We start from the raw sequence: 25839 nt of genomic DNA, 5'->3' as shown, positions 1-25839 counted from the left end.
CGGGTCGGCCAAACCCTCGTGGGCGCCCGGTCCGGCGCGACCTACCGCCCCGGGGGTCGGCTGCCCGGGACGGATCGTCTCGAGCAGAGGATCGGTGGCGTCGGCCGGCTCCGCGCCGCCCACCGGCACCGTCCCGCCCGACCCGGATCCGGCGGGATCAGACCTCACGCAACTCCTCGACCTGGTCGACACAGCCGAGCACCAGGCAGATCTCGGCGGTGACGTCGGCCGGCATCATCCCCTCGTGCGAGCACAGCGTCAGCAGCCTCTGCGCGGAGATGCCCAGGTTGGCCAGCAGGTCGGCGTCGCCCACCGGGTCGGCCTCCGGGTCGACGACGGGCTGCTCACTCTCCTCGTCGCCACTGGCCGCCGGGCGTGGCTCGTCGACGTCGTCGAGCCCGGTGACCGAGGTCTTCAGGTCGCCGACCAGCAGCGCACCCAGCTGAGACTCCTCGGCGTACGCGGAATCCGACCCGAACACCCGCAGGTCCTCGCCCTCGTCGAGGCGCAGGATCACCAGGTACGCGTCATCCGCCTCGACAAAGAGCAGCGACACGTCGGCCTCCTGGTCGACATCGCGCAGCCGGTCGGCGACCTCGTCGATGTCGGTGGCGCCACGCAGGCTGACCTCGGCGGCGGTCCAGCCACTGTCGTCGCGCACAACGGCCGCAGCGAAGTACGACACGGTCCCCCCAATAGCCCTCGGCACAGCGCCGACTCGTTACGCGTGCACGTTAGCCGGTCAGGTCGGCAGGCGACCGGTCAACGCCCCGAAGGGCCGGTCATTCCTGACAAAGTCGGATCAGCCGGCTACCCGACGGCGGGTGGCGATGAGTTGGCGCAGACGCTCGGTACGCAGCCGATTTGGCCGGGTGCGCTGGCGTACCGCCCGGGCCCCCGCCAACTCGGCGAGCAGCTGCAGGCGGCGGCGGCTTCGATCGGGGTCCTGCCGCGAGGTGGTCCAGGCCATAGTGCCGAGCGTGCCGAGTCTCGGCGGCCACGTCAAGACGGCGTTCGCTACGCAGCCAACCGGGCACACGCCGCAGTCACCGGCACCCGATGTGGGGCAGGCCCGGACCGGTTCACCAGAGCGGCCAGTCGCCCCCGGTCGCCCAGCGGACCGCCACCACGGCGGCAGCGATGCTCCAGCCACCGGCGGTGACGATGGCCACCCCGGTGGCCACCCCGCGGTCGCCGAAGCGGACCAGCACCAGGGCCGTCAGCCAGGCCAGCAGGCCGGCCACCACCGTCCACCACGCATAGCTGGCCACGTCGGTGCCGAGCAGGCCGAACAGCAGCAGCCAGCCGGCCGCCGCGCCGCCGCCAGCGGCGACACCGCCGCCGGTGACCGGGTGCGGTTCGCGGTAGGTGGGGCGGGTCGGCGGCCCGGACGGAAAGAGCCCCGAGGGGGTACGCGACACCGGGCGTGCGGCGAAGCCGGGACCCGGGTCGGGGTCGGGCCGGGCGATGGTCACCGTCGCTGCCCTCCCCTCATGTGCGTCATTCGTGCCCACGGTACCGGTCTGCCAGGATGACCGGATGCCCTCGCCGACGATCCGCCGCGCGCGTCCGGCGTACCCGATCCTGCTGCTGCTCGCCCCGGTGCTGGCTGCCGGCTGCGCGACCACCCGGCCGGGGGTGCCACCGGACGGCGGCGCGCCGACGACGCCAGCGGTCTGGGCCACCGGCGACCAGCCGGGGGCGACGCCAACGGCGACCGGCCCGGCCGCCCCGGCGCCGTCCTCGGCCGGGCCATCGGCGACGGCACCCCGCGTCGGGCTGCGGCACGTTTTCCCGGTACGCGCCGACGACGTCGCCTATCACCCGACGCACGGGGCGTACCCGGCGACGGACCTCTTCGCCGACTGTGGTGAGCCCTTCGTGGCGGTGACCGACGGGACGGTGCTGGAGGCGAGTCGCACCGACCGGTACGACAAGCGCGGGCCGCAGGGTCCGGACAACGGGGGTCTGTCGGTCGCCCTGCTCGGCGATGACGGGGTGCGCTACTACGGCTCGCACCTGAGCGTCGTGGCCACCGGCATCGACGCCGGGGTCCGGGTCCGTGCCGGGCAGCAGCTCGGCAAGGTGGGCCGCACCGGCAACGCGAACAACGTCTGCCACGTGCACTTCGGCATCTCGCCGCCGTGTACCGGCAAGGACGGCTGGTGGATCCGGCGTGGGGTCCTGTGGCCGGCGCGCTACCTGGACTCCTGGCGGCGCGGTGGCAATCGCGAGCCGGCCGCCGAGGTGACCGCGTGGCAGCGCAAACACGGCTGTCCGAAGGCTCCCTGACGGACCCCGTACCGACTAGGTTCGGTGGGATGAAGGCCCGGGACCCCATCGCCGACCTGCGCCGGATCGCTTTCCTGCTGGAGCGGGCGAACGAGGCCACCTACCGGGTGCGGGCCTTCCGGTCGGCGGCGAAGGCGCTCGCCGGCCTGCCGGCGGCCGAGGTGGCCGAGCGGGCCAGCAACGGCACGCTCACCGAACTGGCCGGGGTCGGTGACGTCACGGCCCGCTGCGTGGCGGAGTCGCTGGCTGGCGAGGAGCCGGTCTACCTACGCCGGCTGGTGGCGACCGAGGGCAGTGACCTGGACGCCGAGGCGACGGCGCTGCGCACCGCCCTGCGCGGCGACTGTCACACCCACTCGGACTGGTCCGACGGCGGCTCGCCGATCGAGGAGATGGCGCTGGCCGCGGTGGAGATGGGCCACGAGTACCTGGTGCTGACCGATCACTCGCCCCGGCTGAAGGTGGCCCGCGGGCTGACTGCCGACCGGCTGCGCAGCCAGCTCGACCATGTGGCGAAGGTCAACGCGGCGCTGCCGGAGGGTTTTCGGATCCTGACCGGGATCGAGGTGGACATCCTCGCCGACGGCTCGCTGGACCAGGACGAGGAGCTGCTGGCCCGGCTGGACGTGGTGGTCGGCTCGGTGCACAGCGGCCTGAACGACGAGCGGGCGAAGATGACCCGGCGGATGCTGACCGCGGTCGCCAACCCGCACCTGGACATCCTCGGGCACTGCACCGGCCGGATGGTGTCGTCCCGCCCCGCCGGGGTGACCGGTCCCGGCGACCGGGCGCACCGGGTTCGGACCAGGGCGGAGAGCGACTTCGACGCGGACGCGGTCTTCGCCGCCTGCGCGGAGCACGACACCGCCGTCGAGATCAACTCCCGACCGGAGCGGCAGGACCCACCGAAGCGGCTGATCCGCCGTGCCCTGGAGGCCGGCTGCCGGTTCGCGATCAACACGGACGCGCACGCGCCGGGCCAGCTCGACTGGCAGCGGTTCGGCTGCGAGCGGGCCGCCCGCTGCGGCGTCCCCGCCGACCGGGTGGTCAACACCTGGTCGGCGGAACAACTCGTGGCCTGGACCGGCGAGCGGTCCTGAGCCACACCCGGCGGAACCTCAGCGGCTGGCCGGCTCCGCAGCGGGCGCGGCGGGAGCACCGACGCCGATCACCGGCCGGGGTCGACGCCGACCGAACACGCCCTGCGAGACCGCGACCCCCAACAGCACGATGAGGGCGCCGACCGGCTGGTGCCAGTTGAGCCGCTCGTCGAGCGCCACGGCCCCGATCAGCACCGCGAAGATCGGGATCAGGTAGGTGACGGTGGAGGCGGTGCTCGCACCGGCCACCCGGATGTTGCGCATGTTGATGACGAAGGCGAGCCCGGTGCCGAGCGCACCGAGAGTCAGCACGCTGGCCACCACCTTCGGCGAAAGGTCGGTGGGCAGGGGCGGCGCGCCCGCCACGAACGGGGTGACGATGGCCAGTTGCAAGGCGGCGATCAGCAACTGTGCCGCGGAGAGCGACAGGCCGGAGTGCGCGCTGGCCGCGACGAACCGCTTCTGGTACGGGATGGCGACGCCGTAGCAGGCGGCCGCGCCGAAGCACATCAGCTGCCCGATGAAGTGCGCCCCGCCGATCCCCTCCCAGACCCCGAGCACCACGAGCACGCCGAGGAAACCCAGCCCGAGCCCGACCGCGCGGCGCACGGTCAGCCGCTCGGTGCGGAAGACCAGCACCGCCAGCGGCAGCACGATCAGCGGCGTGGTGGCGTTCCAGATGCCGGCCAGCATCGACTCGACGCGCTGCTCGCCATAGCCGAAGAGGGTGAACGGCACGGCCACGCCGAACGCGGCGACGACGCTCAGGTGTGCCCAGACCCGGGGCTCGCGGGGCAGCCGGTCGCGCAACACGGCGAGGACCACCAGCAGGGTCAGCGCGCCGGCGACGACCCGGTAGAGGGTGAGCTGGACGGGGTGCAACTCCGCCACGCCGACCTTGATGAACAGGAAGCTGGAACCCCAGATCGCGGCGAGGGCGACGAATCCCGGCAGCCAGGTGCGCAGCGGCGCCTTGTCAGGAGTGATATCGGCGGTCACCCCTGACACTCTGCCGGAGTCGTACGACAAAGTCCCGCGACTTTCGGACACCGTGGCGACCACCACTGTGCTGCCGCGCCTGCTGGCTGAACACGACAAACGTCATCGACACCGGGGCGGGTTGGTCACGTAGGGTCGCAGCGTGGGACGAATTGATGAACTCGCCAACCGTTACGTGGCCGAGTGGGCGCCGTTGAGCCCAACCGGCGCGACCTATGTCGGCATCGCCGGCCACGACGACCAACTCGACGACCTGTCACCCGAGGGCTACCAGGCGCACGCGGACCTGACCCGCCGGACGCTCACCGAGCTCGACGTGACCGAGCCGGCCACCGAGGCGGAGCGCACCGCCAAGGAGGCCATGCAGGAACGGCTCGGCCTGGACCTGGCCCGGTACGACGCCGGCGAGGCGACCAGCGAGGTCAACGTGATCGCCAGCGGGCTGCACGACATCCGCATGGTGTTCGACCTGATGCCGACCGCGACGGCCGACGAGCAGGCCAACATCGCGGCCCGACTCAACGGCTTCCCCAGCGCGTTGGAGGGCTACAAGACCACGCTGCGCGAGGCGGTCGGCGCCGGCCAGGTCAGCTCGAAGGTGCAGCTGATCGAGGTGGCGAAGCAGTGCGACATCTGGGTCGACCCAACCGGGGACAACTTCTTCCACGGGCTGATCGAGCGGCTGGGCGTGGACGGCACGCTCGGCGCGGAGCTACGCCGGGGCGCGGCGGCGGCCACCGCGGCGACCGCGGAGTTCGGCCAGTTCCTCCGTAGCGAGTTGGCCCCGCACGGGCGGGACAAGCAGGCCGCCGGCCGGGAGCGCTACGAACTCGCCTCGCAGTACTTCCTCGGCGCGAAGATCGACCTGGACGAGACGTACGCCTGGGGCTTCGCGGAGCTGGCCCGCCTGGAGGCGGAGATGCGCGTCGTCGCCGGGCGCATCGCGGGTTCCGGTGCCAGCGTCGACGACGCCGTACGCGCCCTGGACGCCGACCCGGCGCGGACCATCCAGGGCAAGGAGGCATTCCGGGACTGGATGCAGGCGCTCGCCGACAAGGCGATCAGCGAGCTGCACGGCACCCACTTCGACATCCCGGAGCAGGTCCGCCGGATCGAGTGCTGCCTCGCCCCGACCAGCGACGGCGCCATCTACTACACCGGGCCGAGCGAGGACTTCTCCCGCCCGGGCCGGATGTGGTGGGCGGTGCCCCAGGGCATCACCGACTTCTCCACCTGGCGGGAGGTGACCACGGTCTACCACGAGGGCGTGCCGGGTCACCACCTTCAGGTGGCGCAGACCGCGGTCCGGGCCGACCTGCTCAACCGCTGGCAGCGGCTGCTCTGCTGGGTCTCCGGGCACGGCGAGGGCTGGGCGCTCTACTCGGAGCGGCTGATGGACGAGCTGGGCTACCTGGAGGACCCGGGCGACAAGCTGGGCATGCTCGACGGCCAGGCGATGCGCGCGGCGCGGGTGATCGTCGACATCGGCATGCACCTGGAGTTGGAGATCCCGAAGGACAACCCGTTCGGCTTCCACCCCGGCGAGCGGTGGACGCCCGAGCTGGGCTGGGAGTTCATGCGGGCGCACTGCCGGGTGCCGGACGAGAACCTGCGGTTCGAGCTGAACCGCTACCTGGGTTGGCCGGGGCAGGCCCCGTCGTACAAGGTCGGTGAGCGGATCTGGCTCCAGGCCCGCGAGGACGCCAAGGCCCGCAAGGGCGCCGACTTCGACCTGCGGGAGTTCCACCGGCAGGCGTTGGATCTGGGTGCGCTGGGCCTCGACCCGCTGCGCCAGGCGCTGGCCCGGCTCTGAGCCGGTGACGGCTCCGGGTGCCTGCGGTACGACAAGTCCGCTGGCACCCGGAGCCGTGGTGACGGGTGCGCCGCTCAGCCGAGGGTCAGTGCCAACGACGGCCGGGCGGTCAGCGTGTCGCTGGTGACGTACGCCAGGTCCATGACCGGCTCGGTGAACGTGATCGAGATCGGCAGGGTGACCGGGATGCCGTCCGGCAACGGCAGATCCGGGGTCAGAGTGATCTTGATGCCGAGCAGCTTCCCGACGAACCGGGTGGAGTAGAAGGCCACGTCACCCCGGACGGTCAGCCGGTCGGTCTTGTACAGCTGGTTGCGCCCGTCGGGGCCGTCCGCGCGGAGCAGGAAGTCGTCGGTCACCGCCTCCCGCATGCTGAACTTCAGCACCTTGAGGTTGCCCTTCTCGGTCTGCAGCTCGGTGGTCCCGTCGAACCGCAGCCCGGTCATGGTGACCTTGGAGCCGGTGAGCTTGGACGGCGTCTGGGCCACCTTCGGCAGGGTCGGGTCGGCGGCGATGCGCGGCAGCGGCTTGCCCGGCTCCGCCTTGCCCGGTGCCGCCGTGCCCGGACTGCCCGGCTGCGTCGGGGACGGGCAGGCGGCGGATCCGGGGCGGGGCGTCGGAGTGCTGGTCGGCTGCGCCGAGGGCGTGGCGGTCGGGCTCGCCGACGGCGTCGCGGTCTCCTTGCGACGGCCACCGGTGAGCAGGTCACCGATCCCGTCCAGAATGTCGGTGATCACGTTGCCGCTCCGCGTCGGGCTCGGGCTCGCCGTCGGCGTCGAGGTGGGCGCACTGGGACTGGGAGTCGGAGTGACGACCCGGGGCGGGGTCGGACAGGCGGTCACGGTGGGCCGGTTCGGGGCGGCCTGCACCGCCCGGGGCTGGGTGGCCAGTCCGGCCGCGGCGAGGCCGAGCACCACCAGGGCGACTCCGAACGCCCGCGGATCAGCGGAACGTCCCGGCCACTCGGGCGGTGCGCCCGCGTCGGTCGCGCCGCCCGCCGGGTGACCCACCCGTTCGTCGACCGCGCCGGCCGGCTCCGATTCGATTCGCTCCGTGTCGACCCGCTCCGTGTCGACCCGCTCGACGCCGGCCTGGTCGGTTCCGGCCTGCTCGGCTCCGGCCTGCTCGGCTCCGTCCTGCTCCGCGTGGGGCTGATCCTCATCGGCCTGCTCCGCGCCAGCCTGCTCTGCGCCGGACACTTCAGCGGCGGTCGGCGCGGGTCGGATCGGCGTCCAGGCGAAGGCGAGCGCGCTGCCCACGATGCCGAGCAGCAGGCCGACGAAGAAGCCGCCGAGGTTGAGCCCGATCAGCGAGTAGACCGCGGTGACCGCCGCGACGATCGAGTAGAACAGCCGCTGTGCCGGGCTGAGCCAGAGCAGCAGGCCGCAGGTCACCAGGATTGCCGGGATCAGCAGCGAGAGCAGGCCGGTAGCTCCACTGGAGAAGCTCAGGCCGTTGAGCGTCATCCGAGTGGAGGCGAACATCTCCACCCCGGCCAGGGCGGTGAGGAGGCCACCCCAGAACGGTCGGCTCCGCTGCCAGCGGCGGAAGGTCCGCCACACCTGGGCCGTACCGCCGGGCCGGGCGTGGGACGGGTTGGCGGTTGTCACGTACTCCTCCTGGCGGAGCGGGGTCGGGGACAGGGTCGTGGCCCGCGGTGGTCTGCCACCGCGGGCCACGACTCACCTCAGAAGCACTCCTTGCCCTTGGCGTCGTCGCCCACGTTGACCTTCAACCGGAGGCCGACCAGGTTGAAGGTGGCCGCCGTGGTGTACCGGGACACCTGCTGGAGGTTGGTGATGGTGACGTGGTCGGAGTTCTGGCCGAACGAACCCTTCTGCGCCGTCGCGTTCAGGTCGGTCGCGTCCCGGCCAATCTTGATGTTGGTGAACGTCGCGTTGCCGTCGAGCGAGTCCATCGCGATCAGCAGGTCCTTGGCCCGGGCGGGCTCCTTGCCCTCACCGGCGTTGATGGTGAGCACCACCGGCAGGCCGGGCAGGTCGGAGCGGACGGACTGGCAGAGGCTGTACAGCTCGGCGCTGCTGATCTCGGCGAGGGCCATCGGGTGGACCTTGCCGTCCTCGCCCTTCTCCCGGACGATGCCGCCGTACTGCTTGAAGCCGTCGCCCTCGAGGCGTTCCGCGCCGATCTTGAACGTCTGCCCGGACACGGTGACGTCGGACGCGATGGCTCCGGTCGACATGCCGAACAGGATGGCGCCGACGGCGGCGGTGGCGGGCACCGCCATGGCGGCGAACCGACGCCACCGGGTACGACCCTGATTGTCAAACCGATCCTGCACGGGTTCCTCCTCAGGTGGCCGGTCCCGAACTGGCGGCCCCAGCACCGGGCCCGTCATCTGTTACCGGCGGGTAACGATCGAGCCTGATCGTGCACCCGTTGCGGCGTGGCTCACAACCCCTCGATTACCCGGCGGTAACACGAGGGCGACCCACGATCAGTGTGGCGTCACGAAACGTGGAACTTGCCGTACGGACAGAAGCCCCGGGTGACGACAAAGCCGGCATATGGCTGCGCCGCAACAGCAGAGCGTGGCAGTGCATCGACGAATTACAATTAGGTAACGGATGTAAAGTACGCAGGTCGTGGAGAGCCGTTCGGCTCACCCCGCTCCGCCCGAACATCCGGGCGAGCCGGGAACCGGTCGATCCCGGTGGACGCCCGGATGCCCTAGGGTTTCGGCGTGAATCTGAACGACGTGCGGCGCGACTGGACCAAGCTGGGCACCGAGGATCCGCTCTGGGCCGTCCTCGTTCAGCCCGGCAAACGCGGCGGACGGTGGGACGTCGAGGAGTTCCTGGCCACCGGCCGCGCCGACGTCGAGGAGACGGCTGGCTGGCTGGGCGAACTCGGCCTGCCGACCCGCTGGGAGCGGGTGCTGGACTTCGGCTGCGGCGCCGGGCGGCTGTCGCAAGGGCTCGCCCCGCACGCCGACGAGGTGGTCGGCGTCGACATCGCTCCGTCCATGCTGGAAACCGCCCGCCGACTGGACCGGAGCGCCGGAAACATCCGGTTCGTCCTCAACGACGCGCCGGACCTGAGCCAGTTTCCCGACGGTCACTTCGACCTGGTCTACAGCGCCCTGGTGTTGCAGCACCTGCCCCGCCCGGTGATCGACCGCTACCTGGCCGAGTTCCTGCGGGTCCTGCGGCCCGGCGGCATCGCGGTCGTGGGGTTGCCGACCGAGCCGGCGCGTACGGCCAAGGGCCTCATCTGGCAGGTCGTGCCGTTCCGCCTGATCAGCTGGGCACAGCGCCGGCTGCTCAACTATCCGGCGCCGATGAGCATGACGGCCGTGCCGCACGCCGACATGGTCCGGCTGGTGGCCGCAAACGGCGGGGACATCGTCGGGCAGCGGCCCGATCTGCCGTACACCGAGGACTGGGTGTGCACCCGTTACGCGGTGCGGCGCGCCTAGCCGACCCGCCGGACCACCTCCGGCGACCTGGCAAATGACCGGGCCGGCCGACCCCTAGGGTCGGCCGGCCCGGTCAGGTCGGTGCGGTGGTGTTACGGCTCGCTGCGCTCCACAGCGTGGCGCCCGCCAGCCGGCACCGTGTGCTCCTCGACCGGCTCCGAGGACGCCTGCGACGGCAGGTCGGTCGTCGGTCGGTCGTCGGTCGCCGCCGGTGCCTCGTCGGGCCCGCGGCGAGTCGCGCGGATGACGATGAACAGACCGAGCAGCACCAGGGCGAGGCCGAGGAGACCAAGCAGGATCGGCACCACCGTGGTCAGCAGGTTGATCTGATCACGCGCGTCCTTGGCAGCCTTGGCCTGCTGCTTCTGGGTGTCCTCGGTGAAGGCGAGGTCAGCGTCGATGATCTTGATCTTGTCCGCGCCAGCCCCGTCGCGGAGGGTCTGCAGCTGCTTCTCCTGGCCCTTGACGATCACGCCACTGTCGGGTTCCACCCACAGCGTGCGGGTATTGGCGTAGAAGCGGCCCGCGCTCACCGTGGGCTCCGTCGATCCGAGCAGGTTGCCCGGGACCTGGATCTCGCTGATCTGGACCGGCTCGACCGTCATCTCGAACTTGTAGACGGTCAACCCCTGCAGCTTCTCGGTGCTCACGTACTTGGCGGGGTACGCCTTCCGAGCGGTGTTGTCGAAGTACTGGTAGGTCTTCTTCTCGGTGCCGAACGGGAAGGTGTAGGTCAGGCCCTCGTGCTTGAAGGGCGCGCCGTTGATGTCCTCGGCACAGCAGGCGACCGCCTCCGCGGTCCGCCGGTCGAGGGCAACCCGGTCCGTACTGACCGTGATCTCCTTGCCGGCGTCGTCGATCACTCGGACGCCGACGTTGAAGACCGCCCGGTCCGCGTTGCCGTCCTCGACATCGCCTCGTACGGCGCGGTGGGCGGTCAGGTTGGCGCCGCTCCGCTCCGACAGGGTGCTGAAGTCAAGGACAGTCGCGTTCCGAGCCTCCGAAACCGTTACCGAACTCTGGTCAAGGGGCACCTTGACGAGAGCGGGCGCGACGATCAGCGGCGTCGCCACGGCCCCGACGATCAGGAACGCGCCTGCCGCCACCAAGATGGCACCCGACGTAGGTCGCATGTAACTCCTCCCCTTGTAAAGACTCGACTAGTCGGCTGACAGTACATGACGAGGCCGATTTCGGATATGGTCCGATGCGGCCTCCCGAGGCGCGCTGACCCCGGTGAGACGCAGCCGTCCGGCTGCTACATCAAATGGGATGTTGAGGAACTGTGAGCCGAGCTGTCAGACCGGACCCGATCAGCGGACAGGCGGGCCTGTCCGCGCCTAATATCCGCCGTTCGGATGGTTGGTTGCCCGCATTGGAAGGGCTCCGAGCCGTGGCGGTGCTCGCGGTGGTTGTCCACCACGTCTCCTTTCTCAGTGGGCTGACCAACTCGTTCGCCCGCCTCGGAGGTCTGCTGGCCAGGCTGGATGTGGGGGTGGCACTCTTCTTCGCGCTGTCCGGCTTCCTCCTCTATCGACCATTCGCACTCGCCGCCATTCATTCGCAGTCACACCCGCCAGTTCGGAGATACCTCTGGCATCGTGCGTTGCGCATTTTGCCCGGGTACTGGGCAATGGCGGTTGTCGCACTGGTCTGGCTCAACATCGATTACCTCAAGTCACTCTGGGACTGGGCAATCCCCCTCCTGTTGGTACAGATTTATCAGCCATTGCGACTGCCGGTCGGGATGGAGCAGACCTGGAGCCTGGCTACGGAGGCGACTTTCTACCTGGCGCTGCCGGTGATAGCGGTGCTCGGCCGCCGGATGGGCGGTCGTACCCCGCTCGGACGAGCCCGACGCCACCTGGCACTCGGTGCTGTACTCGTCTTTGTCGGCCTCACCTGGAATGCGTACGCGCACGGTCCCGACTCGCCACTACCGGGACTCGCGGTGCTCTGGCTGCCCGCCTTTCTGGACTGGTTCGGCATCGGCATCATGCTGGCCGTGCTCGCCTCGTGGCCCTCCAGCACGATTTCGTCCCCGTTCCTCCCGGGCCTGGGCGGAAGCCGGCCCGGGCGGGGCGACGAGGACCTGTGGTCTGCCACGCCGCGCGGGCTGCGCGTCTTCACGTTCGCCCCCGGGACGTCGTGGCTCATCGCCGGCGCGCTGCTCTGGATCGCCAGTACCCCGATCGCCGGCCCTCGCGGGGTCGAGCCCGCCAAGCCGATCGAGTCGGTCACCGAACATCTGGTGTTCCTGCTCGTCGCCTGGTTCGTGATCGCCCCCCTCGTCGGCCCGGGGTCGGGCGGGGTACCGCGCGCGCTCCTCGGCCGTCCGGTGATCAGATTCCTCGGCCGGATCTCCTACGGCATCTTCCTGTGGCATCTCCTCGCGCTCGAGGTCTGCTTCCGCCTGCTCGGATTCACCCGGATGCACAGTTCGTTCTGGGTGCTCCTCGTGCTCACCCTGGCCCTCACCATCCCGGTCGCGACGGCCAGCTACTTCCTCATCGAGCGGCCGACGCAACGAGTGCGGCGGTTCATGGAGAGACGGGGCACCGAACGTGGGCCCAGGGTCGTGCCCGGGTCCCGGGTCGGGTCGCCGGCGCAGGTGCCAGTGCTGCAGTCCGCGACGGTGGGCCCGGCCGAACACCCGGCCCTCCCGAGGCGACTCGTACTTCCCACGGACCCGCCGGAAACGCAGCAGCAGAGCGGCGATCGCGACGAGAAGCAGGCCGGTCGGGATCGCGACGAGTAGCTCGGCGACCCGTTCCGAGCTGACCCGCGGCAGCCACCACCGCTGCGTCCCGTAGGCCGCGAGACCAAGGGCGGCGGGCACCCAGATCCACTCGGGCCTGGGCATCCGGCGCCGGTGCAGTGCCACGACCACGACGGCGCAACCGAGACCGACCAGGCCACCGAGCAGCGCCGGAACACCGATCGCGAGTACCGGCGCGGTCGGCATCGAAGCCGGAACCACCGGGTACGACGGTCGATGCCGGCGCGCGGGGAGCAGGGCGGCGATGACCAACAGCAGCAGTAGACCTCCGGCGATGCGCAGGATGAGGCCGTACTGCTCTCCGGGCGTGAAGACGAGCTCGACGCGGCCGGCGGCCCCGGCCGGCACGAACCAGGCCTGTTTCCACCCGTCGACGCGGGTCGGCACGAGCCGGACACCGTCGAGGGTGGCCCGCCAGCCGGGGTTGGCGTTCTCTGGGACAACCAGATAGCTGCCCCCTCCCGCTCCGACCTCGACCGACCGGCGTTGGTCATCCCAGTCGAGCACCGTCAAGCTGCGGCGGGACGGCTCGGCGTCCGCTCCGGCGACGGCGGGTCGGTCCGGTGGCTCGCCGGTCATGATCACGCTGTCGACGACGAACCGGTCCGGCGGGGCGGAAAGCTCGTTCGGGCCGGCTCGCAGCGGGACCCGGTCGTCGTCCGTCTTCGGCTTGGCCTTGGCCCCTGGCTTCGGGTCGAGGGTGCACGCGCGGTACCGCAGTGGCCGCAGATCCCGCAGATCCCGCAGGGTGCCCGACACCGTCGTCGCCACCGACGTTCCGTTGATCAGGATCGTCGGCCCCGCACCGCAGGGCAGCGTCACCGTACGGGCGAGGTCGCGGGGCTGGTTGATCTCGGGCGCGCCCTCCACATCCACACCACTGAGGCCGACGGGGAGTGGCTGCGGCTCGAACAGCGCCGTCGACCGGCTGACCCGCGAGACCGTCGAGGTCACGGCCACGAAGAGGCTGCGGGTACGCAGAGCCGGGAAACGGGCGACGCCGTCCAGGTCGACCGTCACCTCCCGAATTCCGTCGTCGCCGGTGATCCGGACCGTCTTCGGGGGTGCCGCGACGAGGCTCGCCGCGAACCGCAGCCGCACCCAGCTCACCTTCCGGGCCTTGTCCCAGTGCAGTTCCACCGACGGCTGCGGGTCGTCCGGATCCGCCCACCATGCCGTGCCGTCGTCCCCATCTCCGAGTGACCTCGACGAGGCGACCGGGTCGGCGAACCACGAACTCGACGTGGTGAAGGTCTGTCCGCCCACCAGTTCGTCGTACACGGCCAGCGCGGTGGCCGGCGTGGCGCGAGCCAGGCCGGTGAGGCGAGGCGTGGAGGCGGCTGGCAGGTCGAAGCGGCGGGCCACCAGCCCGGTCTCCTCGCCCTGGCGAATCAGGTCGGTGGCGCAGAGGTAGTGGTCACCTGCGGCGGTGCAGGCCGACCGGTCCCCGGCCTTACGGGCGAGCGCGATGACCTCCGGCGCGGCGGCGGCATCGGACAGTGCCGGCAGCCGTAGGTGACGCTCAGGGCTCACCCCGGGGACGCGCAGCTCCCGAATACCCGCTCGACGCCCCGGAACGTCCGGGCCCGCCACACCGTCGATCGTCACGCGGAGCCAGGTGGTGCGGCCCGAGGGCAGCGCCAATCGCAGCGGCGCCCGGCCGGCGCCGATCACCAGGTGCACGTACGACCCGCCGGCGGTGCTGACCTCGACCCGCGTCACCGGCGCACCGACGATCTCGTCGTCGACCACCTGCAGTTCCACCGACCCGGCTTGGATCTTGTCCTTGAACCGGACCTCCACCCACTGGCCCACGGGTTTGCGCGCACCATCGGTCAACCACGACGTACCGCTGTTGCCGTCTACGGCCGCGAACGGCGCGGCGGAGGGATCGCGCAACCCGGCTGGCCCCGCGATGTCGGCCGCGCTGGAGGAGGCCAGTACGTCGGTCACACCGGCGTAGCCCGACGAGGTGACCGACGAACTCCACGCCGGGTCAACAATGTCGTGGACCGCGCGCGTCAGCCGAGGCTGCTCCTCGGGGGTCAACGTCCGCGAGGTGTTGCCACGGACGAGTCCGAAGTCGACCTCCCGGTTGCGGAGGCTGTCGGCGAGCACCGTGCCCGCGCCGGTCCCGGCGGGGGCGTCGCCGTCGAGGATCACCGGCCGATTGCCGAGGACACCGGCGTCGCTGAGGTCCAGCAGCGTCTCCGGCGCGCCGACCAGGTCGAGCGGCTGTGCCGCGTCAGCCAGCGTGGCCCGGGGTGTCGGCCGGTCCACCTGGTAGATCTCCACCGCCGGGTACGGCTCGTGCAGCCCGTAGTCCCACGCCCCACCGAGATCCGGCTTCACCCCGCTGCTCGGGCCGAACGCGGCGACCCTGAACAACCCGGGGGCGCTGTTCAGCGTTCGGTGCACGAGAACTGGCCAGGCGATGCCGCCGACGGGCTGACGAAGATCGTTACGAACGAGCAGGTGCCGCACGCCGAGCCGACCGAGCACATCCGCCAACCCCGGAGATGCGGTGCCGGAGGCGAGCCGCTCGTCGATCGCGGAGAGCAGCCGGGCGTTTCCCGCCGATCCGGCGGGCACCAGTGAACGCACCGCCCAGGGCGAATCCAGCAAGGGCTGGGCCGGCTCGTCCAACGAGCGCCCCCAGCCGTACTCGGCGAAGTTGGACCCGGGCACCAGCAGCGTCGTGCCCGGCTCGGCGTGCTGGTCGAGCCATCCGGTTGCCTGCCGCCAGTGCTCGGGCACCGCCCAGAAACCACCGCCCGCCGCGAGCCCCGCACTCCCCGCGCCGGTGGTGACCGCAAGGAGCGCGACGGCGGTGACACCCAGCGCCACCCGCCGCGGTGCCATGTTGGTGGGCCGCGTGAACCGGCGGATGACGGCGATCCGGCCGACGGTGTCCAGCATGTGCGCGGTGGCCAGGGCCAGTGGCAGACGGAGCACCACATCGAACTTGTGCAGGTTGCGGAGCGCGGCGAGCGGGCCGTCGAGGGCCTCCCGCACCGTCGACGCGAAGGCCGCTCCCCCGTCCGACAGGTTTCCGGCGGTCAGGGTCAACAGCCCGACCAGGGACCCGATGAGCAGGAACCGCCGCTCCGGCAGATCCCGACGGGCCAGGCCGGCCAGGCCGATGCAGGCGATCAGACCGGTGAGCAGGACCATCCAGGGCACCGTGACCAGCGCCCATCCCGAGCGCCACCAGGGCACTCCGTCGACGGCCAGGTACCCCACCCAGTGGGTGGAGCCGCGGATGGCCGACGGGAGTGAGGTCACGCTCGTCGTCACCGCCGCGCTCTCGGTGTACGGCAGGAACGGGAACCCGTACCGCTGCAGGAGCACCAACGGCACCAGCCACCAGAAGGTGGCCGCGGCCAGTGCGACCGACCACCAGGCCAGCAGGCGGATCCGCCGCCAGCCCGGGGCACGTGTCACCACGAAGAGAAAAGCCGGCAGTACGGCGCACGCGGCGGCGGCCCCGTTCGCTCCGCCCATGCAGACGACCGCCAGTCCGCTGAGCGCGGCCGCTCGCCGCAGCGAGCCGCCCGCGGCTCCCTTGACCAGTGGCAGCAGCACCCATGGCGCGACGCAGTACGGCAGCAGCTCCAGCGAGACCGTGCCAACCAGGGACAGCGCCCGGGGCGAGAGGGCAAAAACCGCGCCCGCCACCAGGCGGGACGCCGGACCACCCAGGTCGAGGGCGCGAGCCAGGCGCACCACACCGGTGAGGGCCACGCAGAGCAGGGCCGCCATCCAGAGCCGCTGGACGAGCCACGCCGGGAGGCCGATCGCTTCGCCGAGGAGGAAGAACGGCCCCATGGGGAAGAAGTAGCCGGCCGCCTGGTTCTGGAGCGTGCCGAACTGCCAGTCCGCGGTCCAGAGATGGGTTGCCCGGGCCAGGAACCCGCCCGGGTCCAGGGCCATGTCCAGCTTCGTGTCGGGCACGATGAGCCCGGGCTCCTGGGTGACGCAGAGACCGATCAGCGCAAGGCAGACCAACAGCTCACGCAGGCGCCACACCGCCAGGGACACCGTGGCGGACGGTATGCCGGGGGCGCGACGAGCGGTCGACCAGGCGGTCAGCACTGCCGTACCGGAACTCCGGTGAGCAGTTCGTCCTGGCCGGCGTCCCGCTCGCTGATGTCGTCATCTCCGATGCCCGCCCCGACCAGCACCCGCCGCACCGCCGCCGGGTCTGCTCCCGGCACCAGGATCCAGAGACCGCGCTGGTCGATCGCGACGTGTCGCGTCTGCGGCAGGAGGGGGGCCACCCGGGCGAGGAGCCTCTCCGGCTGATCCGTCCGGACCACGAGACAGGCGTTCCCCGCCGTCCACGGCACCGCACGCGGCGTCAGCAGATCCCCGAGGACTGCGCGGACACGCTGGCCGGTGTCGGCCCAGCGGAACGCGCCACTCCACTGTCGGCACTCGGCCGCCATCCGGTCGGCCTCCGCCGGCACCGCGAGGCAGTTCAGCGCCCGGTCGAGGCCCACGGCCAGATTGCTCGCCGGGTCCTCGCCCTCGCTCACCAGCCACCCGGTCCGGCCCGGTCGCACGGCGTCGCGAAGCCCGTCCACGTCGAAGGCGACCGTGGGCAGCCCGGCGGCGGCGGCCTCCACCACCACGAGACCCCAGCCCTCTCCCCACGAGCCGGCGACGTGCAACCACGCGGTGCCGAGCAGCGCGTCCCGCTCGGCGGAGGGCAGGTGGCCGTGGACCGTGACCACGTCGGTCAGCCCTCGCTCGTCGACCTGCCGGCGGATCGTCGCCACGTCCGGCCCACCACCGACGACGTCCAGGCGCAGGTCGGGCCGCTGCGCCCGCAACTGATCGACGGCGTCGAGCACCAGATCCACCCGCTTGTGCCGGGTCACGCGGCCGACGCAGACGAGACGAGGTTGCGCGTCGCGAGCCCCACCTCCGGCTGGCGGGGACGACGCGTCGGCCCCGTTGGGCACCACGACCACCGGGCCGGCCCAGCGGAGCCGGTCCCGCACGGCCACGGCCGTGGAGGGCGAGACCGCGAGCGTGACCCCACGGCGGTAGACCCGGCGGGCGACGGGACCCTCCAGCCACGCCCCGAAGCGACCGATGATCGGGCCGAAGTACAGCCGGAACTGGCGGTCGTGCACATGGTGGATCACGCAGACCACCGGCACGTCCGCCGGGAGGACCGCCGGGCTGAAGAACGGGATGCCGTTCTGACAGTCCACGACCGCGTCGAACTGACGCCGGCGGCGCGCCAACCAGCCCAGCACCCGGGGGTAGATGCTCCACCGGCCACCGACCCGGATGATCTGGATGCCGTCGCGGACCTCGTCGGCACGCTGACCGTCCGGACGCGCGGTCACGAAGGTGACCTCCGCTCCGGCGGTCACCAGGTCGCGGGCGACCTGCCAGGCGTAGACCTCGGCACCCCCGGCGTCCGGATGCCAGGGGTCCTTCCAGTTGAGCACCGCGACCCGGCGGCCCGCGACTGCGGTGTCCGTGGCGGGTGCCGCAGCGGTCCGGGCGGATCCGACACTCACGGCCGCAATCCAACGGTGGCTGCGCCACCGGTCACGTCCGGGGTGACCGGAAGAGCGACGGCCGGCAGCGGCACCACGGGGGCGACATCAGCGCTACGGAGCCGCCACCGGATCTTCGCGACGTCCACGAAGCTCTGCCAGCCGTGACGGACCGGAGAGAAGCGTGAACCGGGCACGTCCACCCAGTTGACCGGGATCTCCACCAACCGGGCTCCGGCCCGCTCGGCGCGCCCCAGCACCTCCACGTCGAATGCGAACCCACCGCAGCGCAGAGGCGCGAACGCCCGCCGTGCGACGTCGCCGCGGAAGAACTTGAACCCGCACTGCGTCTCACCCACGCTGCGCACCACCTGCCGAACCGCACCCCGGAACGCCACCGCACCCCACCGCCGGAGCAGGCTGTGCCGCTCCTCGACCACCGAATCGGGATGTGCCCGCGAACCGACCACCGCGTCGGCACCCTCGACCAGGAGACTGAGCACCTGTCGGAGGTTGTCCGGCGCGGTGGCCAGGTCCGCGTCGCAGAAACCGACGTAGCGCGAGTCGCTCGCCAGCACACCGGTACGCACCGCGAAACCCTTGCCGGGTTCGCCGCACCAGAGCAGCCGGACGGGGACCGGGCCGGACGGCGCACCCGACACCACCTCGCCGGTCCCGTCGGTGCTGGCGTTGTCCACCACGGTGACCCGACAGGGCACACCAAGGTCGGCCAGCGCCGCCCGGAGCAGGATCAGGGTGTCGGGCAGCCGGAGCGCCTCGTTGAAGGCGGGCACCACGACATCGAGTACGACCGCATCTGACGACACGTCAGGAGGAAGGACCTCCATGAAAGGCCGTCAACGCTCGCCGTACACGATGATGGGCTGCTCCACGTTGGCAGGCTTGGTGTTGCTGTTGACGATGGTGGACGTCCCGATCGAGACGGCCAGGATTCCCAGCACGGCACCCACCGCCGCGGCGACGACCGCGGTCAGGAGGGGATTGAAGGATGCCTTCATTGACGATCCCTTCGACAAAAGTGACCGCACAGTAACATGCATCGCTGCCGTGCCGCGGGGGGCAAAAGGGTGATCAACAGGGTGGCCCCGAGTACCGAATAACCCAGGACGGGAACAATGCCGATACTTCCGGCCGAGACGGAAGAACCGTTACCAGACAGGCGCAACAGTGTGAACGCCCCGTCCCGCCGGACCAGCTCGGCGTCCGCGAAGCGGCCCTGGACCTCGGCACCGTCGGGTTGATCGGTCTGAATGAGCACGTACCGCACGCCGAGCCGACGCAGGGCCGGTCCCGGATCACCGGGCACCGCCAGCGCCGCCGCCACCCGGTCGGCCTCGCGGCTCTCTCCACGAATCCGGTCCCGGCCGACCAGCACGTCCTGGTCGCCGACCACGGGTCGACGGAACGCCCGTGGCGCCGGATCGAGCATGGGCACGTTGCCCGCCCACGGGTAGGCACGGAACGACGACCAGGGCAGGGAGACCAGGCTGCCGCCGCCCGGATCCCCGTTCACCACCGCACGCACCGCCGACCACTCGGCGGGGTACCGCACCGTGTCGAGCTGACCGGCGAGGCCCCAGGCCAGGCCGGGCAGGAGCAGGACCGGAGCGACCATCACCAGCGGGGCCAGCGCGCGGGCGCTCGTTGCCGCCAGCGACTCCACCAGCATTCCGAGACCCACCGCCTGCACCAACGCCAACGGCGCGAGCAGCCGGGTGCCGTCCCGGACGGCCCCCGCCAGGGGAATGTGCTCGACCAGGGCGACCATCGACTGTGCGCCCACCGGCCAGGCCGGGAGCACGGCGATCACGGTGCCGAGGACGGCGCCGGCGAGCAGACCCCACCAGGCGGCCGGCGGCCAGCGGCGACGGGTCAGCACGAACCCCCAGACCGCCGCCGCGGCGAGCACCAGTGCGAGCAGGGCGACCGGCCACTGGTCACGTCCCACCGGAACAGCATTCCGGCTCCAGATGCCACCGAGCGTGGCGACACTACCGAGCACGCCGAGCGGTGTGTCCGCACGGACGGCGAAGGCGGCGACACCCCGCTCGTCGAGGTCGACCGCGCCACCCCGGTTCGCCAGCGCCAACAGCCAGGGAGCGGTGAGGCCGGCCAGCGTCGCGACGCCCGCGACCATCGCCCGCCACTGCCGGGCCAGGGCCAATGCCGGACCGCAGGCGAGCACCGCCGCCAACACCATCGCCGGGCCACCCAGCACCACCGAGAGCGCACCGGCGACGGCGGAGCGCCGACCCGGGCCGATGCCGTCGGTCGGGCGCCGCAGCACCCCGAGCACCCAGGCGTACGCCCAGGGCAACGCGGCGTACCCGGCGATGACCGCCCACTGCCCGAGGTGCAGCCGCCCGTACACCCAGGGGTTCCAGACGTACGCGAGGCCGGCCGCGATCCGCGCCACCGGGTGGCTGACCGGAGCCAGCCGGGCGGCACCCACCGCAGCCAGCGCGAGGCAGCCGGCCAGGAGTGCCTTCTCCGCGATGTCGGCGGGGATCAGCTGGGACAGGCCGACCGCGAGCAGTTCGCTGGGCACCGCACGGGGCAACTCGGGGCCGCTGCCCCAGACCATCGCGCCGAACGGCGGGTCCGGCACGAACACCAGGTCGTAACGGAGGACGTAGCCACGACGGAGAACCGGCCCCAGGATCGCGAGGACCACGCCGAGGCCGAGCACCACCTCCGGCCACCAGCGACGGAGTACGACGGCAGCCCGCAGCAGCACCGGACCGAGCTCCGGTAACGGTCGGCGCACACGGACCCCCACAAACCTGGACGTGAAGCGGGCCCGACGTCGCGCCCGGGGCTCCGGACAGCACTCTAGGCACAGGGAGAGGGCGGGCGGTAGCTTGCCTGACGACGCCGATGAGCGACCCGCGGCGACGGCGCAAGGCTCGGGGCGGCAGCTGTGCCCTGGCGGAACCGACATGAGGCGCGATGACAGAGACGACGGCCGGACCCGGCACGGGCCGCCTGGGAGCGGCAGGCGCCGCGGTGGCGGGCGCCGCGATGGTGACGAACGGACTGGCCTACCTGCTCCCGATGCTCGGTGCCCGGCATCTGGCGGTCGAGGAGCTGAGCGTGCTGGCCACGGTGCTGGCTCTCGTCGCGATCGCTGGCGTTGCGGGCGTGGGCCTGCAGATGGCGGTCGCCGTGCACCGCGCCCGCCATCCCGGCGCACCGACCAACCGGGTCGCCCTCATCACCACGGCCTTCGCCGGGGGCGCGGTCGTCGTGGCCGCGCCGCTGATGATGACCGCCCTCCGACTGCCTCTGTCGGTCGTGGCTCTGGTCGCCGCCACGACCGTCGCGGTCGTCCTGGCCGGCCGCTGGCTCGGCGAGTTACAAGGCGAGCAACGCTTTCTCCGCCTCGCGTGGGCGATGGGGGTGGTCGCCCTCGGGCGTTACGCCGGCATGATCGTCGCGCTCGTCCTCGGGGCCGATGTCGTCGACACCCTCGTGGCCGGCATGGTGACGTCGTACCTCGTGCTGCCCGGGTTGGCCTGGATCGCTCGCCCCGCCCGACGGGGGGCCACCGGCGGGGAGAGTGCCGCCGTGCGACTCCGACAGGTGACGAGCGCCGGCACGGCCGCGCTGGCGATGCTCGCGGTGTCGTACGCCGACCTGATCTTCGCCCGACAGCTGTTGTCGCCTGCGGACTCTGGGGCGTACGCCGTCGGGACCGTGCTCACCAAGGGTGCGCTCTGGGCGCCCCAGGTGATCGTGGTGCTGGCCCTGCCCCGCCTGGCCATCGGGGAAAGCCGGGTCCGCACCGTCCTGCTCGCGATCGTCGGCGCCTGCGGTGCTGCGCTCGTCGCCGCCTCGGCCCTGGCCGGCGGCTTCGCGTTCCGGCTGGTGGGTGGCGAGGACTACGCGTCGCTGGGCGAGTACGCCCCGTTCTTCGCCGCCACAGGCGCGCTGTACGCGCTGGTCTTCGCGGTCGTCAACGCGAAGATCGCGGCGGGCGCGCGGTGGCCCTCCGCGCCGCTCTGGGTGGCCGCGGGTGTCCTGGCCGTCCTGACGATGTTCGTCGCGCCGCGCACCTTCCAGGGGATCATGTGGTGCGCTCTCGCCACCGCTGCGGCGACCGCGCTGGTGATGGTCCTCAGCCTGCCGCGAGCCACTCGCCGAGCAGTTGATGATCGATCGAGTCCACCCGACCGAGCGGACGACCGGCCGCGACCCGCTCCCGCAGCTCCGCCCGGGTGAACCAGCGCGCCTCCAACAGCTCCACACCGTCGACGCGTACCTCCTCGGACCCGGCGGTGGCCCGGAAGCCCACCATCAGCCCGGCCGGGAACGGCCACGCCTGCGACCCCTGATACGCCAGGTCGGTCACGGTGATGCCGGCCTCCTCGGCCATCTCCCGCCGGACCGCATCCTCCAGGCTCTCGCCCACCTCGACGAAGCCGGCGAGCGTCGAGTACGCGTCCTCGCGCGCGCCCTCGTGCCGCGCCAGCAGGCAGCGCTCCGGTACACCTGGTTGGTCGGGCGCCACCACCAGCACGATGATCGCCGGTTCGATCCGGGGGAACAGGGGTCGCCCACACTCCCCGCCGGTGCAGGTCCGGACATGCCCGCCGCCGCCGGAGACGGCCGGCGCACCGCACGTGCCGCAGTACCGCTGCTGCCGGTGCCAGTGCAGCAACCCCCGCGCGTACGCCTGGATCGCGGCGGCGTCCGGGGCGAGCTGCCCGACCAGGGCCCGTACGTCGACGGCCCGCGTCGCACCGGCCATCTCGACGGCGGACTGCTCGGTGAGCGCGGAGAGGTCCACGGCGAACACGGCGGTGGAGTCCTCGTCGAGCCCCAGGAAGACGGTCTCACCGGCGGCGGACCGGACGAGAGATGCCCGTTCCGCGGTCAGCCGGACCGGGCCGTCCCCGTCGACGAGACAGCGGTCCCGCCAGAGAGGCAGCACCACGCTGGTCGGATCAGTGAGCAGTGCGTTCAGCCGGGTCGGATCGGTCCGCAGCGCCCCTGCCCGGTCCAGCCAACCGCCGCCGTACGCCAACACCCGCTCCGCAGTGTCCACCGGGCCACCGTGCCACGTCGGCGACCCCGCGCTGCCACCGCCCCCGAGCCCGCACGACACGCCGACACGACACGCGGTAGCTGCGCGAGTGGGCGCAGGCGACGAGGGCGGCCCGGCATTCGTTACCGTAGGTGTCCTCCGGGAGGGTGGACCTCCCGCAGCACCTGGCGATAGAGGTTGCAGTGACGCTGTACGGCGAAAAAAGTCCACCCGCCGACGACCGGCCCACCGTGCAGGTCACCGCGGTCACCTGGCCGGACGACGGACCGGGGTCGGTCACGGTGCCCACCGGCGAGCCGGAGGGCGGCCGACGCCGCCCGCGCCGGGTTCGGATGCTGCTCGCCGCCGGCGTCACCGGCACCGTGCTCGCTGCCGTGGCGGGTGCCGGCGCCTGGGCGTACGCGGGAGACGTACCCCGGGGCACGAGCGTGCTGGGCGCCGAGCTGGGCGGCCGGAGCCGCACCGACGCCCACCGGGAGCTGCGGGCGGAGCTGGACCGGCGGGCGGCGGCACTCGCCGCGCCACTGCGGGTCACCGTCGGGCAGCGCACCGCCGAGATCAACCCTGCCGACGTGGGGCTGGGCGTCGACGTTCCGGCCACCGTCGCGGCAGCAGCCGAGGCCGACGCGCACCCGGTCAGCCGACTGGTCGGCTCCCGCATCGTCGACCCGGTGGTCACCGTCGACGTGGACCGGCTGGACGCCGCTCTCCGTAAGGCGCTCGGCGACGAGGCCCGCGGGATGACCATGCCGGCGATCACCTATCAGGGCACCACGCCCAAGGTGGTCCAGCCCAAGCCGGGGTTGGCGCTCGACCCGCAGCGCTCCGCCGACGCGGTCCGCGCCGGCTGGCTGGCCGGCAACCCGGTCACCGTGCCGCTGGTGGAGAGCCACCCGGCGACCACCGCCGAGGAGTTGGACCGACTGGTCGCCGAGCTGGCGAAACCGGCGGTCGCCGCACCGGTCACCCTGCGCACCAACAAGGGCTCGGTGACGGTCCCGCCCGCAGCCATCGCGAAGAGCCTGCGGTTCACCGCCGACAAGGCCGGCCTGCTGACCCCGACGGTGGACGTCAAGCGGCTGCGCACGGCGCTCGGTGACGACCTGGCCGCCATCGAGGTGCCGCCGAAGGACGCGACGATGACCATTGCCGGTGGCCGTCCCAAGGTCACCGACGGGCAGCCCGGGCAGCAGCTGGACACCGCCACCCTCGGCCGTGACCTGCTGGCTGTGCTGCCGAAGTCGGACGGCCGCGAGGTGTCCGGCGAGCTGAAGCCGACGCCGCCCGAGCTGACCGCGGAGAAGCTGGCCGGGCTGGGCATCAAGGAACGGGTGTCGACCTTCACCACCCGGTTCACCGGGGGCATGGCCTCGTCGCGCAGCCAGAACATCGCCACGATCGCCAGGGACGTCGACGGCACCGTCGTGCTCCCGGGAAAGACGTTCTCGCTGAACGGCCACACGGGTGAGCGTGGCTACGCGCAGGGCTACCGGGACGCACCGGTGATCCTGGACGGCAAGCTGGTGCCGGGCGTCGGCGGCGGGACCTCGCAGTTCACCACCACGCTCTTCAACGCCACCTACTACGCGGGCCTTGAGGACGTCGAGCACAAGCCGCACTCGTACTGGTTCGACCGGTACCCGGCGGTCATCGAGTCGACCATCTTCTGGCCGGACCTGGACTTCAAGTTCCGCAACAACACCCAGTACGGCCTGCTCATCGACACCTCCTACACGTCGAGCACGATCACGGTGTCGATCTGGAGCACGAAGATCTACGACAGCGTCAAGACGGAGTACGGGCCGCGTCGCAACATCACCACCCCGAAGCTGATCCACCTCGAACCCGGCCCGACGTGCATCCCGGCCAATGGCATCAACGGCTTCACCCAGGACGCCTTCCGGGTCATCAAGAAGGACGGAGTGGTCGTCAAGCGGGAGAAGTTCAGCTGGCGCTACGACGCGGAGCCCCGCTACGTCTGCGGCCCGAAGCCGTCCTGAGCCTCGCTGATCCGCCGCGCTACCCGGATGCTGAGGACCGCCGTGACCACGACCATCACCGTGCCGACGGTCCACAGCGGGTAGGCCGCCGTACGGGTGTCCAGAGCCGTCTCGTGAAGCCTGCCGCCGTGTGAGGTGACCACGGCGTACAGGCGGCTGAGTAGGTAGAGGAACACCGTCCCGAGAACGCTCACCCACCACCTGCCCACCGGAGCCAGCCCTGCGGCGAGGCCGCTGGCGCGCCGCACGTCCCGCACGACCAGGTACGGGATCACCAGGTTCGCCACCGGAACGAACCACCCGCCGACCACCCACCCGGGCGCCCACGTCAGTGCGCCACCCAGTCGTCCGGCGGTGCGCCGCGCCTGGTGCAGCCAGGCGACGAAGGCCGCGGCCGCGACGAGCGCACCGAGTATCCACAACCGGTCGGCCGCCACGGTCACGGCGTCGCGCGGCATCAACTCACTGACGATCACGTACGCCAGCCCGGCGGGCAGCACGTCGACGTTGCCGTGGGTCACCACCTCGATCCGGTTCTCGTAGTGCCCCACCGCGAGGATCGTGCGGAGCACGTCGAGGACGGCCCACAGGATCATCGCGGCCACCACCAGCCTTGCCGCGACGGATCGCCGCACCGTTGCCGTTGACGGCGCCTTCCGGGGTTGTTGATCGCTGGTCGTCCGTTCCACAGGCGCCGGTCCTTCCCGAAGGTCACCAGCGAGTATGGACGGCCCGCGACGCCATCGGGGCCCCGCGACGTTCGCGCTCCGCGGACCAGCGTTTCCGGGTACGGATATGCGTCAGGGCCACCCCCAATGGGGGTGGCCCTGATC

Annotated in this window: 19 protein-coding genes and 2 pseudogenes; 7 read left to right on the top strand and 14 right to left on the bottom strand. The window is 71.7% G+C overall.

Going from position 1 to position 25839, the window contains the following annotated elements; translation table 11 throughout:
- Positions 1-157 precede the first annotated feature (157 nt).
- From OG990_RS30820 to OG990_RS30810, 3 genes are all read right to left on the bottom strand, one after another.
- The gene (locus tag OG990_RS30820) at positions 158-685 is read right to left on the bottom strand and encodes a tRNA adenosine deaminase-associated protein (protein ID WP_328421422.1); all 528 of its coding nucleotides are present in this window, start codon (positions 683-685) and stop codon (positions 158-160) included.
- A gap of 117 nt (positions 686-802) precedes the next feature.
- The gene (locus OG990_RS30815; RefSeq protein ID WP_328421424.1) at positions 803-970 is read right to left on the bottom strand and encodes a hypothetical protein; all 168 of its coding nucleotides are present in this window, start codon (positions 968-970) and stop codon (positions 803-805) included.
- A 112-nt stretch (positions 971-1082) separates the two neighbouring features.
- Positions 1083-1475 carry a hypothetical protein gene (locus tag OG990_RS30810; RefSeq protein WP_386992580.1) on the bottom strand — a complete coding sequence of 131 codons (393 nt, stop codon included), beginning with the start codon at positions 1473-1475 and terminating at the stop codon, positions 1083-1085.
- Here OG990_RS30810 and OG990_RS30805 point away from each other — a divergent pair.
- Both OG990_RS30805 and OG990_RS30800 read left to right on the top strand, forming a co-directional pair.
- On the top strand, positions 1468-2292 hold the full coding sequence (locus OG990_RS30805; protein WP_406077988.1) for a peptidoglycan DD-metalloendopeptidase family protein: 825 nt from the start codon (positions 1468-1470) through the stop codon (positions 2290-2292). The genes OG990_RS30810 and OG990_RS30805 overlap by 8 nt on opposite strands.
- 29 nt (positions 2293-2321) lie before the next feature.
- The gene (locus tag OG990_RS30800; RefSeq protein WP_406077987.1) at positions 2322-3392 is read left to right on the top strand and encodes a PHP domain-containing protein; all 1071 of its coding nucleotides are present in this window, start codon (positions 2322-2324) and stop codon (positions 3390-3392) included.
- On the opposite strand, the pseudogene OG990_RS30795 reads toward OG990_RS30800, so the two are convergent.
- A pseudogene (locus OG990_RS30795) lies at positions 3275-4391 on the bottom strand (DMT family transporter); the annotation flags it as partial. The gene OG990_RS30800 and the pseudogene OG990_RS30795 sit on opposite strands and share 118 nt — an antisense overlap.
- A 142-nt stretch (positions 4392-4533) precedes the next feature.
- Here OG990_RS30795 and OG990_RS30790 point away from each other — a divergent pair.
- Positions 4534-6204, top strand: coding sequence for a DUF885 domain-containing protein (locus tag OG990_RS30790; protein WP_406077986.1), 1671 nt, complete (start codon positions 4534-4536; stop codon positions 6202-6204).
- Between the two features lie 74 nt (positions 6205-6278).
- Here OG990_RS30790 and OG990_RS30785 read toward each other — a convergent pair whose 3' ends face one another.
- Positions 6279-7814: a DUF6114 domain-containing protein gene (locus tag OG990_RS30785; protein ID WP_406077985.1), complete on the bottom strand. Its 1536-nt coding sequence runs from the start codon at positions 7812-7814 to the stop codon at positions 6279-6281.
- A 77-nt stretch (positions 7815-7891) separates the two neighbouring features.
- Positions 7892-8506, bottom strand: a complete 615-nt coding sequence (locus OG990_RS30780; RefSeq protein ID WP_386992572.1) for a DUF6230 family protein — start codon at positions 8504-8506, stop codon at positions 7892-7894.
- Between the two features lie 402 nt (positions 8507-8908).
- Here OG990_RS30780 and OG990_RS30775 point away from each other — a divergent pair, with 402 nt between their 5' ends.
- The gene (locus tag OG990_RS30775; protein ID WP_406077984.1) at positions 8909-9643 is read left to right on the top strand and encodes a class I SAM-dependent methyltransferase; all 735 of its coding nucleotides are present in this window, start codon (positions 8909-8911) and stop codon (positions 9641-9643) included.
- Positions 9644-9735: 92 nt separating this feature from the next.
- Here OG990_RS30775 and OG990_RS30770 read toward each other — a convergent pair whose 3' ends face one another.
- On the bottom strand, positions 9736-10776 hold the full coding sequence (locus tag OG990_RS30770) for a DUF3068 domain-containing protein (RefSeq protein ID WP_406077983.1): 1041 nt from the start codon (positions 10774-10776) through the stop codon (positions 9736-9738).
- Between the two features lie 152 nt (positions 10777-10928).
- Between OG990_RS30770 and OG990_RS30765 the strand changes: the two genes are divergently transcribed.
- A complete protein-coding gene (locus OG990_RS30765; RefSeq protein WP_406081951.1) occupies positions 10929-12401 on the top strand; it encodes an acyltransferase family protein in 1473 nt (490 codons plus the stop codon).
- A 2043-nt stretch (positions 12402-14444) separates the two neighbouring features.
- Here the strand turns inward: OG990_RS30765 and OG990_RS30760 are convergent.
- The 5 genes and pseudogenes from OG990_RS30760 to OG990_RS30740 all read right to left on the bottom strand — a co-directional run.
- Positions 14445-16451, bottom strand: a pseudogene (locus OG990_RS30760) (alpha-(1->3)-arabinofuranosyltransferase family protein); the annotation flags it as partial.
- Positions 16452-16510: 59 nt separating this feature from the next.
- Complete coding sequence (locus tag OG990_RS30755) at positions 16511-17959, bottom strand: glycosyltransferase family 4 protein (protein ID WP_406077982.1); 1449 nt, start codon at positions 17957-17959, stop codon at positions 16511-16513.
- Positions 17956-18765 carry a glycosyltransferase gene (locus OG990_RS30750; RefSeq protein WP_406077981.1) on the bottom strand — a complete coding sequence of 270 codons (810 nt, stop codon included), beginning with the start codon at positions 18763-18765 and terminating at the stop codon, positions 17956-17958. The genes OG990_RS30755 and OG990_RS30750 overlap by 4 nt, the downstream gene beginning before the upstream one ends.
- 30 nt (positions 18766-18795) lie before the next feature.
- Complete coding sequence (locus OG990_RS30745; protein WP_328421444.1) at positions 18796-18957, bottom strand: hypothetical protein; 162 nt, start codon at positions 18955-18957, stop codon at positions 18796-18798.
- A complete protein-coding gene (locus OG990_RS30740) occupies positions 18954-20726 on the bottom strand; it encodes a hypothetical protein (protein WP_406077980.1) in 1773 nt (590 codons plus the stop codon). The genes OG990_RS30745 and OG990_RS30740 overlap by 4 nt, the downstream gene beginning before the upstream one ends.
- A 182-nt stretch (positions 20727-20908) precedes the next feature.
- Here OG990_RS30740 and OG990_RS30735 point away from each other — a divergent pair, with 182 nt between their 5' ends.
- Positions 20909-22180, top strand: coding sequence for a polysaccharide biosynthesis protein (locus OG990_RS30735; RefSeq protein ID WP_406077979.1), 1272 nt, complete (start codon positions 20909-20911; stop codon positions 22178-22180).
- Here OG990_RS30735 and nudC read toward each other — a convergent pair.
- Positions 22077-23006, bottom strand: coding sequence for an NAD(+) diphosphatase (gene nudC, locus OG990_RS30730; RefSeq protein WP_406077978.1), 930 nt, complete (start codon positions 23004-23006; stop codon positions 22077-22079). The genes OG990_RS30735 and nudC overlap by 104 nt on opposite strands.
- Positions 23007-23188: 182 nt before the next feature.
- Between nudC and OG990_RS30725 the strand changes: the two genes are divergently transcribed.
- A complete protein-coding gene (locus OG990_RS30725; protein ID WP_406081949.1) occupies positions 23189-25006 on the top strand; it encodes a VanW family protein in 1818 nt (605 codons plus the stop codon).
- Here the strand turns inward: OG990_RS30725 and OG990_RS30720 are convergent.
- Positions 24979-25602, bottom strand: coding sequence for a DUF4328 domain-containing protein (locus OG990_RS30720; RefSeq protein WP_406077977.1), 624 nt, complete (start codon positions 25600-25602; stop codon positions 24979-24981). The genes OG990_RS30725 and OG990_RS30720 overlap by 28 nt on opposite strands.
- Positions 25603-25839 lie beyond the last annotated feature (237 nt).

Source organism: Micromonospora sp. NBC_00858 (assembly GCF_045207365.1).
In the GTDB taxonomy this organism is placed as follows: domain Bacteria; phylum Actinomycetota; class Actinomycetes; order Mycobacteriales; family Micromonosporaceae; genus Micromonospora.
Note: the sequence above shows the minus strand (reverse complement) of the source record. Positions and strands in the feature narration are given on the sequence as shown.

What these genes read in the sequence shown, in the direction of transcription:
- OG990_RS30745 (WP_328421444.1), bottom strand. Translation starts at nt 18,957, where the DNA reads ATGAAGGCATCCTTCAATCCCCTCCTGACCGCGGTCGTCGCCGCGGCG.
- OG990_RS30815 (WP_328421424.1), bottom strand. Translation starts at nt 970, where the DNA reads ATGGCCTGGACCACCTCGCGGCAGGACCCCGATCGAAGCCGCCGCCGC.
- OG990_RS30735 (WP_406077979.1), top strand. Translation starts at nt 20,909, where the DNA reads ATGACAGAGACGACGGCCGGACCCGGCACGGGCCGCCTGGGAGCGGCA.
- OG990_RS30720 (WP_406077977.1), bottom strand. Translation starts at nt 25,602, where the DNA reads ATGATCCTGTGGGCCGTCCTCGACGTGCTCCGCACGATCCTCGCGGTG.
- OG990_RS30805 (WP_406077988.1), top strand. Translation starts at nt 1,468, where the DNA reads ATGGTCACCGTCGCTGCCCTCCCCTCATGTGCGTCATTCGTGCCCACG.
- OG990_RS30800 (WP_406077987.1), top strand. Translation starts at nt 2,322, where the DNA reads ATGAAGGCCCGGGACCCCATCGCCGACCTGCGCCGGATCGCTTTCCTG.
- OG990_RS30770 (WP_406077983.1), bottom strand. Translation starts at nt 10,776, where the DNA reads ATGCGACCTACGTCGGGTGCCATCTTGGTGGCGGCAGGCGCGTTCCTG.